Genomic DNA, 14,730 nt, shown 5'->3' with positions numbered 1-14,730 from the left:
ATCGGACCAGGCCTGCCCAGGCAGGAACCTCTACCCACTCGATGCGGCGAGGCGCCCGGTCAGATTGCCTTGGCGTAAAGCGCCCCGCGATAGGAATCGCGGAGATAGCCGAGCGTGGCGTCGGCATCGACCGGCTTGCCGAACAAATAACCCTGGCCGCCAGCGCAGCCGAACTGGACGAGGCGGTCGGCCTGCGCCTCCTCCTCGATGCCTTCGGCGACGACGTCCATGCCGAGCCCGTCGCACATGGCGAGAATGGCGCGGATGATGTGCTCGGACGGACGGTCGTCGAGGATGGAGGAGACGAAGGCGCGGTCGATCTTGAGCTTGTCGAAGTGGAATTCGCGCAAGCGGCCGAGAGAGGACTGGCCGGTGCCGAAATCGTCGAGCGAGACGCGGATCCCGACGCGGCGCAGATCCTCGACGATCTTCTCCGCCGAGGCCGGATCGTTCATCAGGCCGGTTTCGGTGATCTCGATCTCGAGCCGGCGCGGATCGAAGCCGGTGCGGTCGAGGATCGACAATATGTGCAGGCCTGTGTTCTGGTCGACGAGCTGCGAGGGCGACAGGTTGAAGGACAGGAACAGGTCCTTCGGCCAGCTGCGCGCCGCTTCGGTCGCCTTGCGCAGCACCAGCTGCGACAGCGGGCCGATGATGCCGCGCTCCTCGGCGATGGGAATGAACACGGTCGGCGGGACGACGCCGAGGTCGCGATCGGTCCAGCGCGCCAGCGTCTCGAAACCAATGGTGCGGCGGGTGTTGAGGTCGACGATGGGCTGGAAATGCGGCTCCACCTCACCGGCCGAGACGGCGCGGCGCAGCGCCTGTTCGATGCGGGTGACGCGCTTGGCCGCCTCTTCCATCTCGCGTGTGTAGACGACGACGCGGCCACGACCCGAACGCTTGGCATGGTAGAGCGCCGTTTCGGCCTTGTTGACGAGGATTTCCGTGGTTTCGTCGCCGGAATAGAACAGCGAACAACCGACCGAAGCCGAAAGCCTGGCGGTGCGTTCGCCGACATCGTAGGGCGCCGACAGGATTTCGATCATCATGCGCGACTTCTCGGCCGCCGCTTCCTCCGAGAACACCATCGGGTAGAGGAAGGCGAATTCGTCGGCGCCGATGCGGCAGACAGTGGAATGGCTGTCCATCGAGGCGCGCAGCCGCATCGCCACCTGGATCAATATGTCGTCGCCGGCCTTGTGGCCGAACAGATCGTTGATCGGCTTGAAACCGTCAAGGTCGAGAATGCCGACGGTAAAGGGCGCGGGATCGTCTGCACGGTCGCTGATCAGGCGGTCGACCTTGTCGAAGAAGCGGCGATGGTTGCCAAGCCCGGTCAGCGTGTCGGTGAACGCCAGATCCGAGTTTTCCCTGCTTGCCTGCCCGGTGCCAAACGTCGTTTGCATCGGTATCCCTGTTTTTGACGTCCGAAATTTACGCTGAGACTGGCAGCAAAGCGTTTAGGAACCGTATCGCGAAATCGATTTTTCCCTGGCGAATGATGCTTTAGCGGACGCGGTAGAGCTCGACCGGGTTTCCACGTGTTTCGGCCAGCGGTTCGAGCCAATCGGGGACGCTTTCCTGCATCAGCCCGGCCAGGAAGCCTTGCGGCGCCTTGGCGACAAGCACTTTGGTTTCGGCGCTGCCGCGGCAGAGTGCCACCAGGCCGACATGGTGCTGCGCCACGATCGCCTTGGCCTGGTCCGCCGATCCGAGGAAGGCATCGAGCGCAAGCAGGTCGCCGGCGATGTTGCGATGATAGGGGCCGGCAAAGACACGGTGGCCGGAATAGGCCAGGATGGGCGAGCCGAGATTGGAAATGGCAAGCACCGTGGTGTCCGGCAACCTGGCCAGCGTCGCGAAGGAGGCCTTGCGCGTGCAGGCCGGATCGGCGTCCTTGGCCTCGGCGGAGACCTTGTCGGCCTCGAAAGCGCTCGAGGTCGCGGCGGCAGCGCCGGCCCAGACGGCATTTACCGACACCAGCCAGACTGCCGCCATGCGCAGCGACACGCTGCGCGAAGGGCTGACGCTCGCCCGTTCGCGCCATGTTGCGATCCAGGCCGACAGCGGGATGACGGCAAAGGCGATCGAGAATGTCGAGCCGCGGACCTGCCAGGCGCTGACGATGAAGGCGGCGGCCAGCAAGGCGCCGACGAGGCTGTCCTGGCGGCGCCACGGTCCGCGCAGCCGAAGCGCCATCAGCGCGATCGCCACCAGCGGCGTGACATAGCGCGCCGCCACCGAGGCCGGGTCGCTGACGGCAATATGGAACAGCGACTGTGCCTCATCGATGTGGTCGAGCCACAATTCCTTGAGGCGCGGATCGAGGTTTGCGTAGGGCGCGGCAAGGCACTGCGGGAACAGCGCCACGACGACGGCGCCCAGCACAAGCGCGAGCAGACCGAGCGAGATCAGCCGGCGGCCGGCCGTGCCATTGGACGCCCTGAGCGACGTCACGACGGCAAGGCCCAGTCCGGCGATTGCCGCAACAACGAATTGCACGGCCGAAAAGGCATCGCACTGCGCCTGGCCCCAAGCCGATGGCGGGATGGTGGTGACGAAGACGAACGCCGAAACCCCGGCAAAGCCGAGACCGAAGTCCCTTGCGATCCGGTGCTCGCCGCCGGGGTCGGCGACAAACAGCAAGGCGATGCAGGCGCCGATGGTGGCGACATAGGGCGCGGTTTCCATGCCGACGGCCAGCGTCAGTGCAGCGCACAGACCCGAAAACGGCGCCGCCCAGCGGTGCGTGGGCGCCTCGAGCAGCAGGCTGAGGCTGGCCATAGTTAGCGTCAGCTGGACATTGTGATGATCGAGCGCACCCGGCAAGAAGATGCCGATGAAATGCAGCGCCGCCGCGCCGATGACGATTGCGGGCAGTACGGCGCCGGCGCCGGCAAAGCTGCGCGCCGCGCGGGCGAGGAAGAACACCGCCAGGAAAAGCAGCAGCGCCGGCCACAGCACCTGTGCGATCGCCTCGGCCATGGCCATGCTGCCGGTCAGCGCCGAAGCGACGAGGATGATGGCCGCGAGCGGCGCATCGACCAGCCGCGACCAGTGCATGATGAAGCCGCCTTCGGGCCCCATCCGGTACTGATGCAGGTCGAACCAGCCCTGGCCGGCCAGCATGTCGCGAACCTCGACCAGCCGCAGCAGGCTGTCATTGTCGCCGCCGGCATTGCTCAATTCGCGAAAGCCCGTGGTGGTATTGACGGCCAGCGCCACCAGCATGGCAAGCAGCGCCAGCGTCATATCGGACTTCCAGGAGGAAGCACCCGCCTTGGCTGCGTTCATCATCACGGCCTTTGTCGGAAAGAAGCTCGGCTTAAACCTAGCCTTAACAGCTTCAATAAATAGTAAAGTCGCCTGAGCGAGGCCGCATTTGAGCGTGGCCGGAGGCTCGCCGGGCATCGGGAGACGGAAATGCCGCACGAAGTCCGCCACGAGCCGGCCATTGCCGTGCTCCTGCCCTGCTACAATGAGGAACTGACCATCGCCGAGGTGGTGCGGCGGTTTCGCGAGACGCTGCCGTCGGCCGCGATCTATGTTTATGACAACAATTCCAGGGATTTGACCGCGCTCAAGGCGCGCGCGGCCGGCGCCATCGTCATCCGCGAGCCGCGCCAGGGCAAGGGCAATGTCGTGCGGCGCATGTTCGCCGACATCGATGCCGATATCTATCTGATGGCCGACGGCGACGGCACGTATGCGCCGGAAGATGCACCGCAGCTTATCAACATCCTGCAGACCGAGCGCTGCGACATGGTGGTGGGTACCAGGCGCGGCGTCGCCGACGATGCCGGCCGTTCCGGCCATGCGTTCGGCAACCGCATCTTCAACAGCCTCTACAAGCGGCTGTTCGGCACCGACTTCACCGATATCTTCTCCGGCTACCGCGCCTTCTCCAGGCGTTTCGTCAAGAGTTTCCCCGCCGTTTCCGGCGGCTTCGAGATCGAGACCGAAATGGCGGTGCATGCCTCGCAGCTCAAGCTGCCTGTCAGCGAGATCGCGCTCGACTATGGCCGCCGGCCTGAGGGATCGTCGTCGAAGCTGTCGACCTATCGCGACGGTGCCAGGATCCTGTGGATGTTCGCCATGCTGATGAAGGAGACGCAGCCGCTGCGCTTCTTCGGCGCCTTCGCGATACTCTTCCTGGCATCGGGCCTTACCCTGATGACGTCGGTGTTGATCGAATTCGCCCAGACCGGCCTCGTGCCACGCATGCCGACCTGGGTGCTGTCGGTCGGCCTGCTGCTGTTGTCCATGCTTGCGATGGTGACCGGACTGATCCTCGATTCGGTCTCGCGCGGACGCGCCGAGCAGAAGCGCATCTTCTATCTCTCGGTCCCGTCTGGCCGGATCGAACGGCGCGAACGCACTGGTGAAACCGCGAAGGCCGAACCGGGCAAGACGCCCCGGGCAGCCTGAGGCCGTGAGCCGGATCGCCCGCTTTGTCTTGGCCGGCGGCGCCGGCTTCGTCGCCGATGCCGCCGCACTCTGGCTTGTTTTGGCGGTAACGCCGCTCGGGCCCCTCGTCGCGCGCGTGCTGTCGATCGGCTTTGCGCTCTGCGTCACTTGGCAGATCAACCGGCACCTGACCTTTTCGCCGTCGAGCCGCGGCATGGCGCAAGAGGGCGCACGCTATGGCGGCGTCGGCATCGCCACCAGCATCGTCAACTATCTCGTCTATTGCGCCATCCTGTTCGCGCTGCCGGCAATGCCGCCGCTGGCGGCACTTGCGATTGCCTCGCTGGTGGCGATGGCGCTGTCCTTCCTCGGGTACTCCCGGCTGGTCTTCGACCGCTGAGACCGTCTAGAAATTCTACTCTGGCGGCCATCTGACGGCGTTTTCTGCGCTTCCGGTGCTCACGGACCCAAACGTCCGCTGCGCTCCGGTTCTCGAAAACACCACCGTCTGACTCACCAGAGCGAATTTCGAAACGATCTCCTAGCGCTTGCACCAAGCGAAGCGCCGCCCGGCAATAGGCTCTGGCCGATTGGCAGAAGCCCCCGAGTTCCGTATATCGGCGGCTTGCCTTGCCGCAATTCCGGACGGAAAACCGCTACGCACTTTTCCTGGACTTGCTCGACCCGCTGGAGACCAGAAGATGCCCCTGAAGATCGCCGTCCAGATGGACCATGTCTCCACCGTCTCGATCGCCGGCGACACGTCGTTTGCGCTGTCGCTGGAGGCACAGCGGCGCGGCCACCAACTGTTCCACTACACGCCCGACCGGCTGTCGATGCTGGGCGGCAAGGTGTTTGCCGGCATCGAGGAGATGAAGCTCCGCGACGAGAAGGGCAATCACTACACGCTGGGCGACAAGGTGCGCACTGAGCTCTCGGAGATGGACGTGATCCTGCTGCGCCAGGATCCGCCCTTCGACATGAACTACATCACCACCACGCACATCCTCGAGCGCATTCACCCCAAGACACTGGTCGTCAACGACCCGGCCTGGGTGCGCAACAGCCCGGAAAAAATCTTCGTCACCGAATTCCCCGACCTGATGCCGGAAACGTTGATCACCAAGGATCCACAGGAAGTCGCCGCCTTCCGCAAGCAATTCGGCGACATCATCGTCAAGCCGCTCTACGGCAATGGCGGCGCCGGCATCTTCCATCTCAGGGAGGACGACCGCAACCTCGCCTCGCTGCTCGAGATGTTCGCCCAGCTGTCGCGCGAGCCCTATATCGTGCAGCGCTATCTGAAGGATGTGCGCAAAGGCGACAAGCGCATCATCCTGGTCGATGGCGAGGCAGTCGGCGCCATCAACCGTGTGCCGGCCGACCACGATTCACGCTCCAACATGCATGTCGGCGGCCGCGCCGAAAAGACCGAGCTGACGGAGCGCGAGCGCGAGATCTGCGCCCGCATCGGACCGGCGCTGAAAGAGCGCGGCTTCATCCTCGTCGGCATCGACGTGATCGGCGACTACATGACCGAGATCAACGTGACCTCGCCGACCGGCGTGCGCGAAGTGCAACGTTTTGGCGGCGCCGACATTGCCAGCCTGTTCTGGGATGCGGTGGAAGGGAAGCGGAAATAGAGCAGTTTCACGGAACCACAGAACCGCTCTATCTCTTTGCTTTCACGCAATTCCTGCGGGAAAACCGTTTCATACCTTGCCCTAGATCACAATGAAATCGTCCGCGGTGACCCAGGTGCCCGGGTCGACGGCGGCAAACTTGACAGCCGCCGCGCCGCCTACCCCGTCCACATCGTACAAAAGGTCGCCGGTAGCATCGTTGTAGAGGATGTGGTCGCTGTCATCGATGGCTTGGTGACCTACCGCGAAGGCTGCCGCGAAAAGCGGTCCGGCCTGCAGTCCGACAAACACGGAGCTGTCCAGGCGGATCATATCATCTTGCGCATCGAAGTCTTCGATCCTGTCGCAATTCGCCAGTCCAAGCGCGTCGAACACGAAGACATTCCTGCCCTCGCCGCCGGCCAGCCGGTCGCCGCCGGCACCGCCATTGAGGATGTCATCGCCAACGCCGCCGCGCAGGTCGTCGGAGCCGGCACCGCCGTCGAGGGCATCGTCGCCCTCATCGCCACGGATGCCGTCCGTGCCCGCGCCGCCGCTTATGACGTCATTGCCGGCGCCGCCCTTCAGCCAATCCGTGCCTGCGCCGCCGATGAGGGTGTCGGCGCCGGTGCCGCCGAACAGCTGGTCGTTGCCGGCGCCGCCATCGAGCGTATCGTTGAACGAGGTGCCTATGACACGGTCGCCACCGCCCAGCGCGGTGACGAGCGCGGCACGATCATGGGCTCCGTAGTTCACTGTGTTCGCGGCGTCGGTCAGCGCGATGGATTCGGCTGGTGGGGCAACCGTGATCGTAATCGTCGCCAGATTGCTGTTGCCCTGGCCGTCCGTGGCGTAAACCGTGAAGCTGTCGGTGCCGACGAAGCCCGCCTCGGGCGTGTAGTCGAACAGATTGCCGTTCAGAAAGTCGGCATGATAGTGCAGGCTGTTGCCATAGTGACCCTGATGAAACGGATAGTGGTTGCCGTCGAAACGCGTGCTTTGCTCAAAGGTGGCGTGGTCCGGCCCATCGACGACGACAAAGCTCAGGAGATCGTAGTCGGCATCGGCCGCGCTGAATTTGATGTCGTCGAGAAATTCCCCCTGCGAAACCGACACATTCAGATTGGCGACCGTGGGCGCATGATTGACGAACGTGTCGGGCTGCAGCGTGCCGCCCTCCAGGATGATCTGGTGCTGGCCGTATTGGGTGTTTTCGCCGCCGAAATACTCGTTCGCCCCGATCCAGGTGACAGTGATGGTGTCGGGGCTGTCGGCGTTGACCGAGACGATCCGGGCCGACAGGTAGGCGGCCTGGTCGGACAGGGTGCGGAGAAGATTGCCGTCGTTGTCGAAGACTTGCGTCTCGACCGTCGTCCAGGTCTCGGTCCTGCCCTCATTGGTGAAGCTGGTGATGGTGAAGAAGCCGTCGAAGACATCGACCGAAGCCACGTCGATCCCGCCAAACGGGAAATCGGGCTTTGCCCCTATCGGCCCGATCACGTCGCCGTCGGGTTCCGTGATGCTGAAAAGCACCGCGTCTGGGCTTGGATTGGGATAGTCGGGTTCTTCCCATACGGTGAGCTGACTGCCATTGCTTAAGGTCGGCATCCTGTTTTCCTCGCTTTGGCGCCTGGACGCGCTGCGGATGTCCCCCAGTCCCAACCATACCATAGTATGCGAGTCGGATCGGTGACACCCAACCGCGCCGCGCCTTTGTGGTTAATTCTGTCTCGGGCGAAGGCAGGCGTCGGCATCGTATGGTGCCGGAAGGACGGCGACACTTGCATGTTCCTGTAATGTTCTTGCCTTGGCCTGAAATCTATGGTTGTTTTAGCTGACGTCGCTCGCGGTCTGATCAGAAAGGCCCGAGGGAGCCGGTATCCGGGGGCTTGAACAAATGGTGGCGCGGGTTCGCACGGTTGCTTTCCAAGGCATCGAGGCCGTGCCGGTCGATGTCCAGGTGATGATCGCGCCGGGCAAGGTCGGCATGCACATTGTCGGCCTGCCCGACAAGGCGGTGGCCGAGAGCCGCGAGCGGGTGCAGGCGGCACTCCATGCGTCGGGCCTGTCGATGCCGTCGAAAAAGGTCACGGTCAACCTGGCGCCCGCCGACCTGCCCAAGGAAGGCAGCCATTACGACCTGCCGATTGCGCTCGGCCTGATGGCGGCGCTTGGCGCCATCCCGGGCGATATGCTGGCCTCCTATGTCGTGCTCGGCGAATTGTCGCTCGACGGCACCATTGCCGCGGTCGCCGGCGCGCTGCCGGCGGCGATCGGCGCCAATGCCGAGGGAAAGGGCCTGATCTGCCCATTCGGCTGTGGACCGGAAGCAGCATGGGCCGGCAAGGATTTCGACATATTGGCGCCGCGCAGCCTGATTGCGATTGCCAATCATTTTCGCGGCACGCAGGTGCTGTCGCGGCCCGAGCCCGGCATCCATGTCTCGGCGCGCGACCTGCCCGACCTCTGCGACATCAAGGGCCAGGAGAGCGCCAAGCGGGCGCTGGAAGTGGCGGCCGCCGGCGGCCACAATCTGCTGATGGTCGGCCCGCCAGGCTCGGGAAAATCGATGCTGGCGCAAAGGCTGCCCTCGATCCTGCCGCCGCTGGCGCCGAAGGAGCTTCTCGAAGTCTCGATGATTGCCTCGGTGGCGGGCGAACTCGGCGAAGGCAAGCTCACCGACCGGCGGCCGTTCCGCGCTCCACACCATTCGGCTTCGATGGCGGCGATGGTCGGCGGCGGCCTCAGGGTGCGGCCGGGCGAGGTCTCGCTCGCCCATCACGGCGTGCTGTTCCTCGACGAATTCCCCGAATTCTCGCCGCAGACGCTGGATGCGCTGCGCCAGCCGCTGGAGACCGGCGACTGCATGATCGCGCGCGCCAACCACCGCGTCACCTATCCGGCGCGCATCCAGCTGGTGGCGGCGATGAACCCCTGCCGCTGCGGCATGGCCGGCGAACCCGGCTATCGCTGCCTGCGCGGCGAGCGCTGCCGCACCGACTACCAGGCGCGCATTTCAGGCCCGCTGCTCGACCGCATCGACCTCAGGATCGAAGTGCCGGCGGTCTCGGCCGCCGACCTGATCCGCCCCGACCGGGCGGAAAAGAGCGCCGCCGTAGCCCAGCGCGTGGCCCGCGCCCGCATCATCCAACGCGAGCGCTTCGAACGGCTCGGCGTCACCAGCGCGACCACCAATGCGCATTGCTCGCCCTCGATCATCGAAGACATCGCCGTGCCGGATGCAGCCGGCCTGTCGCTGCTGAGAGACGCCAGCGAAAAGCTCGGCTTTTCGGCGCGCGCCTATCACCGCGTGCTGAAAGTGGCGCGCACGCTGGCCGACCTCGACGCCAGCGAGACCGTCGGCCGCATCCACCTGGCCGAGGCGATTTCCTATCGCATGATGTCGGAGCGGGTGGCGCAGGCGGCTTAGGCGTCGCCTTAACTGAGCCGGACGATGTGCATTTCGCGTCGGGGGGCCGTGCGTGCTATGATCGCGTAGATCCGCGGGGGCGAGGGATGATCTCAGTTTCACCGGCCCGTAGCGCCGAAGACTTCGAGACCTTGGCAGGGCTCTGTCGCAAGCTTGCGCAATGGGATGTCGACGCTTCGGCCCCCCACGGCGTTTCGGAGGAGGATATCAGGATCCTCTTCCAGCCGGAAACAAGCGGCCCGGAGCTGGCGATGCAATTCGGCGTGCCTGATGCCATGGCGTTCATTGCACGATCGGAGCGCCGGCCGGCAGGCTGCCTCGCCTTTGACCAGTTCGACGACAACACAGTGGAGCTTCACAGATTCTTCGTCGACGCATCTTTCCGCGGATTAGGGATCGGTCGCGAGTTGATGGGCGCTGCATTGGCGGAGATCGAGAAAAGGCCAGCCCGCACGGTGCTGATCCACACGACCTTCTATATGAGCAACGCCGTTGCCGTGTACGAGGCGTTCGGCTTCAGGCCCTGCGCACCTTTCCGCGAAACTCCGGCGCATGTCAGGCATACCGACGTCTTCTTGTCGCGCTCGATCCAACGCGTGTGAGGTCACCGCAACCGGCGACCACATGCGGATCCCGCCTCAGATGCGGAGCGGCCAGTAACAAGCAATTACCTCCGGCCGGGCTGAATCAGACCGTGCCCTGCTTCGCCTTCAGCTCCAGCCGCCGCGCGTGCAGCACCGGCTCGGTATATCCATTCGGCTGTTCGCGGCCCTTGAACACGAGGTCGCAGGCGGCCTGGAAGGCGATGGAACTGTCGAAGTCGGCGGCCATCGGCCGGTAGAGCGGATCGCCGACATTCTGCAGGTCGACGATTGCCGCCATGCGGCGCAGCGAATCCATGACCTGAATCTGCGAGCAGACCTTGTGGTGCAGCCAGTTGGCGATGTGCTGCGAGGAGATGCGCAGCGTGGCGCGATCTTCCATCAGGCCGACATCGTTGATGTCCGGCACCTTGGAGCAGCCGACGCCCTGGTCGATCCAGCGCACGACATAGCCCAGAATACCTTGCGCATTGTTGTCGAGCTCGCGCTGGATTTCATCCGGCGTCCAGTTCGGGCGCACCGCCACCGGCACCGAAAGGATGTCATCGAGCTTGGCCTTTGGCCGGCTCTTCAGCGCCACCTGGACGGCATGAACATCGACCTTGTGGTAGTGGGTGGCGTGCAGCGTCGCCGCCGTCGGCGACGGCACCCAGGCGGTGTTGGCGCCGGCCTTGGGGTGGGCGATCTTCTGTTCCAGCATCGCCGCCATCAAATCGGGCATCGCCCACATGCCCTTGCCGATCTGGGCGTGGCCGGCCAGACCGCATTCCAAGCCCTTATCGACGTTCCAGGCCTCGTAGGCGGAAATCCAGGCGGCCTGCTTCATGTCGCCCTTGCGGATCATCGGCCCGGCTTCCATCGAAGTGTGGATCTCGTCGCCGGTGCGGTCGAGGAAGCCGGTGTTGATGAACACGACGCGCTCCTTCGCCGCGCGGATCGCCTCCTTGAGGTTGACGGTGGTGCGCCGCTCTTCGTCCATGATGCCCATCTTGATGGTGTTTCTGGCCATGCCGAGCAGCGCTTCGACGCGGTCGAAAATCTCGACGGCGAAAGCCACTTCCTCAGGGCCGTGCATCTTGGGCTTCACCACATACATCGAGCCGGCGCGAGAATTGGCGCGGCGGCCGTTCGCGCCGACATCGTGCAGCGCGATCAGCGCCGTCATTGCGGCATCCATGATGCCTTCCGGCACCTCGTTGCCATCGCGATCCAAAATCGCCGGATTGGTCATGAGGTGGCCGACGTTTCTGACCAGCATCAGCGAGCAGCCGGGCAGTGTGAGCGCACCGCCATTCGGCGCCGTCCAGGCGCGGTCGGGGTTGAGCTTGCGGACAAAAGTCTTGCCGCCCTTGCTGATTTCTTCGGCGAGATCGCCCTTCATCAGGCCGAGCCAGTTGCGGTAAACCACGACCTTGTCCTCTGCATCCACCGCCGCGACAGAATCCTCGCAGTCCTGGATGGTGGTCAGCGCCGATTCCAGCACGATATCGGCAATGCCGGCAGGGTCGGTGCGGCCGATCTGGTTGGCGCGGTCGATTGATATTTCGATGTGCAGGCCGTTCTGGGTAAGCAAAACGGCTTCAGGGTTGGCCGGGTCGCCACGATAGCCGGCAAACTGTTTCGGGTTGGCCAGCGTGGTGCCGCCGGCGCCGGCGCTGAGCCGCAAGATGCTGCCCTGGACGGTAAGCCCGTTCACCCCTGCCCATTTGCCGGAGGTGAGCGGCACGGCCTCATCGAGGAAGTTTTTCGCCCAGGCCACCACCTTAGCACCGCGCACGGGGTTGAAGCTCTTGCCCTTCTCGGCCCCGCCGGCCTCCGGAATGGCATCGGTGCCGTAGAGCGCATCGTAGAGCGACCCCCAGCGGGCATTGGCGGCGTTGAGCGCATAGCGCGCATTCATCACCGGTACCACCAGCTGCGGCCCGGCGACGACGGCGATTTCGGGGTCGACATTGTCCGTGCTGACGCTGAAGGTCGGGCCTTCCGGAACGAGATAGCCGATCTCCTTGAGGAAAATCTTGTAGGCCTCGATGTCGATGGGCGCGCCATTGGCACGGTACCAGGCGTCGATCTGCTCCTGCATGGCGTCGCGTTTGGCCAGCAGCGCCCGGTTCTTCGGCGCTAGGTCATGCACGATGGCCGAAAGGCCGGTCCAGAAAGCGTCGGCCGCAATGCCGGTGCCCGGCAGCGCTTCGTTGCCAACGAAGTCGTGCAATTCGCGGGCAATCCGCAATCCGGCGATCTCGACGCGATCGGTCATCAGGGCTTCTCCAGATGAAAGGCTTTGCGGCCTTTGGCATGTCAGGGGTGAAGGGTCAATTCAGCTTAGGGTGAAGGCGGGATTTTGGCAGGTTGGCGAAGACGGCGGCGACAGCGTCCTTCTCCCCGTTCTACGGGGAGAAGATGGCGGCGGCCAGATGAGGGGCGGCTCGGCGATATGTGAAGTGGCGGTACAGTGAAACCGCGTTCGTTGGCGCTGCCCCTCATCCGCCCCTTCGGGCACCTTCTCCCCGTGAAACGGGGAGAAGGAAAGGGCACCCTCAAACCGCAATCCTTGGCCTACCCGAGGCCACCGCCACCACATGCGCTTCGATGAACATGCGCTGGGCCTCGACTGTGGAGACGCGGAATTCGGTAGCTACTTCGATCTCGGCATTGTCGGTGCCGGCATCCTTCGCCCGTTCGGCAACAATGGCCCGCACATCGGCTTCCGCCGCCGCGATCGCCTTGGCCTCGTCGGTGAAATCGCGCACCGTTTGCCCCGAGGCCAGGCGGAACAGGCCTTCCTTGGGCTGGCTGACGCGGGCTTCGGCCGAGACGCGGACCTGGCCGACGACGGCGCCGAGGGCGTTGGCGACGTCGGTGTCTTCCGGCACCACGCATTCATTGCCGACCAGCTCGGCCAAGCCGGCATAGTGCAGCGGCGCCGAGGCGCCGAGGCCGATGACGGGGCGATCGAGCGCGACCGAGAGCCTGGCGATGCCGGGGTGGGCATCGACGGCGCGCTGCACCAGCGCATGCGCGACGGTGGCAGCGCCATCCAGGCCGTCCTCGGCAAAGGCGGTTTCCAGAATGTATTCGGCCGACCAGCGCGTCAGCGTCACCAGCACGCGTTCGGAGATTACTTCCGGCGAGGCGGCAATGTTCTGGCCGCGGCCGTCGCGCTTGCGAGCGAAGAGTTCGGCGCCGAGCCGAGCGGTGGCCGCATCCCAATTGGCCTGCTTGCCCAGCACATGGGCGGCGTCCGAAGGCGTAAAGCCGGAGATGTGCACGAGGCCGCGCGAGACCAGCCGGTTCAGCGTGGCGTTCTGGGCGTTCGAGGCCAGCAGCCTGTCGACGGCCAGCGGCACAGTGCCGATCTGGTCGTAGAGTTTTGCCTCGGGCGCCGTCAGACCAGCGGCAAGCCTGTCCGGCACGCCGGTGCGCAGAGCAAAACGGCCATCCATGCGGCCGGGATTGGGCGCGCGGAGCTGGCGTTCGAGTTCCGATGTCACTGCAACGCCATGCATCATTCCGGCCAGCGCCAGCGGCACCAGGCGGCGCGGGCCGAGCAGGATCTTCGGGTTGAGCGCGCCATCTTCCAGCGCCACTTCGGAATCGCCGCCGAGACCGAAGGTGCGCATGGCCACCGCCTCGACCATGGTGCGGAAGCCGCCGACCGTGGCGCCTTCGGGATCGAGCCGCGGGCGGCCGCCATCGAGCACTGCGACATCCGTTGTGGTGCCGCCAATGTCGGAAACCATGGCGTTGTTCAAGCCCGTCATGTGGCGGGCGCCGACCAGGCTGGCGGCCGGGCCGGACAAAATCGTCTCGATCGGCCGCTGGCGGGCAAAGGCGGCCGAAACCAGCGCGCCGTCGCCGCGCACCACCATAAGGGGTGCGGCGATCTTGCGCGCCTCGAGAAAGCCCTCAGTCGCCGCCACCAGCCGGTCGATCATCGAGATCAGCCGGGCGTTGAGCAAAGTGGTGAGCGCGCGGCGCGGGCCGCCGAGCTTAGCTGACAATTCGTGGCTGGCGGTGACCGGCAGGCCGGTCTTTTCGCGGATCAGGTCGCGCGCGGCAAGCTCATGCGCCGGATTGCGGGTGGCAAAATAGGCGCAGACGGCAAAGCCCGACACCGAGGCGCCGAGTTCGGGCAGCGCCGCCTTGAGGCCTGCGAGGTCGAGCTTGGCCGCATTGCCGTGGACATCATGGCCGCCCTGACAAAATACCACCGGGTCGGTGCCGAGCGCGGTCTTCAGCCCGTCGCGGGCAAGGTCGGCTTCGGTAAAGCCGATCATGATCAACGCAACGCGACCGCCCTGGCCCTCGACCAGTGCATTGGTGGCAAGCGTCGTCGACATCGACACCAGTTTGATCGCGGCCGGGTCGGTGGCGGATTTCTCCAACACCGCGTCGACCGCACCGGAAATGCCGACGGCAAGATCGTGCCGCGTGGTCAGCGCCTTGGCCTTGGCCAGCACCTTGCCTTTTGGCCCGCCTTGTTCAGACCACAGCACGGCATCGGTATAGGTGCCGCCGGTGTCGATGCCGAGGAACAGGGGGGTGGGCTTGGCGGTCATTTCTGGCGGTCCGGAATTCTGTTCCCCCGCCCTTAGCCGATACGGCCTCGCGGATAAAGGCGGGAGAGGTGGGCCAGTTTGACCCTCCTCCTCGCCGCTCATGC

At 64.9% G+C, this 14,730-nt stretch carries 10 protein-coding genes; 5 read left to right on the top strand and 5 right to left on the bottom strand.

Annotation, left to right across the window (positions count from 1 at the left end; genetic code table 11):
• Positions 1 to 59: 59 nt before the first annotated feature.
• Together AC1D1L_RS16455 and AC1D1L_RS16450 are read right to left on the bottom strand one after the other, a co-directional pair.
• A complete protein-coding gene (locus AC1D1L_RS16455) occupies positions 60 to 1,409 on the bottom strand; it encodes a putative bifunctional diguanylate cyclase/phosphodiesterase (protein WP_112559054.1) in 1,350 nt (449 codons plus the stop codon).
• Positions 1,410 to 1,509: 100 nt separating this feature from the next.
• A complete protein-coding gene (locus tag AC1D1L_RS16450) occupies positions 1,510 to 3,297 on the bottom strand; it encodes a GtrA family protein (protein WP_477342604.1) in 1,788 nt (595 codons plus the stop codon).
• A gap of 129 nt (positions 3,298 to 3,426) precedes the next feature.
• On the opposite strand from AC1D1L_RS16450, the gene AC1D1L_RS16445 reads away from it, so the two are divergent.
• The 3 genes from AC1D1L_RS16445 to gshB all read left to right on the top strand — a co-directional run bounded on the left by AC1D1L_RS16445 (position 3,427) and on the right by gshB (position 6,053).
• Positions 3,427 to 4,431 carry a glycosyltransferase gene (locus tag AC1D1L_RS16445; protein ID WP_477342603.1) on the top strand — a complete coding sequence of 335 codons (1,005 nt, stop codon included), beginning with the start codon at positions 3,427 to 3,429 and terminating at the stop codon, positions 4,429 to 4,431.
• Between the two features lie 4 nt (positions 4,432 to 4,435).
• A complete protein-coding gene (locus tag AC1D1L_RS16440; RefSeq protein WP_477342602.1) occupies positions 4,436 to 4,810 on the top strand; it encodes a GtrA family protein in 375 nt (124 codons plus the stop codon).
• Positions 4,811 to 5,111: 301 nt separating this feature from the next.
• Positions 5,112 to 6,053 carry a glutathione synthase gene (gene gshB / locus AC1D1L_RS16435; protein ID WP_477342601.1) on the top strand — a complete coding sequence of 314 codons (942 nt, stop codon included), beginning with the start codon at positions 5,112 to 5,114 and terminating at the stop codon, positions 6,051 to 6,053.
• 81 nt (positions 6,054 to 6,134) lie between these two features.
• Here the strand turns inward: gshB and AC1D1L_RS16430 are convergent, their stop codons facing one another.
• A complete protein-coding gene (locus AC1D1L_RS16430) occupies positions 6,135 to 7,640 on the bottom strand; it encodes an Ig-like domain-containing protein (protein ID WP_477342600.1) in 1,506 nt (501 codons plus the stop codon).
• Positions 7,641 to 7,929: 289 nt separating this feature from the next.
• Here AC1D1L_RS16430 and AC1D1L_RS16425 point away from each other — a divergent pair, with 289 nt between their 5' ends.
• The gene (locus tag AC1D1L_RS16425; RefSeq protein ID WP_477342599.1) at positions 7,930 to 9,462 is read left to right on the top strand and encodes a YifB family Mg chelatase-like AAA ATPase; all 1,533 of its coding nucleotides are present in this window, start codon (positions 7,930 to 7,932) and stop codon (positions 9,460 to 9,462) included.
• Positions 9,463 to 9,548: 86 nt separating this feature from the next.
• Positions 9,549 to 10,064, top strand: a complete 516-nt coding sequence (locus AC1D1L_RS16420) for a GNAT family N-acetyltransferase (RefSeq protein ID WP_477342598.1) — start codon at positions 9,549 to 9,551, stop codon at positions 10,062 to 10,064.
• An 85-nt stretch (positions 10,065 to 10,149) separates the two neighbouring features.
• On the opposite strand, the gene AC1D1L_RS16415 is transcribed toward AC1D1L_RS16420, so the two are convergent.
• Both AC1D1L_RS16415 and AC1D1L_RS16410 read right to left on the bottom strand, forming a co-directional pair.
• On the bottom strand, positions 10,150 to 12,324 hold the full coding sequence (locus AC1D1L_RS16415; RefSeq protein WP_477342597.1) for a malate synthase G: 2,175 nt from the start codon (positions 12,322 to 12,324) through the stop codon (positions 10,150 to 10,152).
• A 280-nt stretch (positions 12,325 to 12,604) separates the two neighbouring features.
• Entirely contained in the window at positions 12,605 to 14,626 is a 2,022-nt protein-coding gene (locus AC1D1L_RS16410) for a hydantoinase/oxoprolinase N-terminal domain-containing protein (protein ID WP_477342596.1), read from the bottom strand.
• Between the last annotated feature and the right edge of the window lie 104 nt (positions 14,627 to 14,730).

This window comes from Mesorhizobium sp. P2_D6 (genome assembly GCF_056404315.1).
This window is presented reverse-complemented; position numbering and strand designations above follow the sequence as displayed.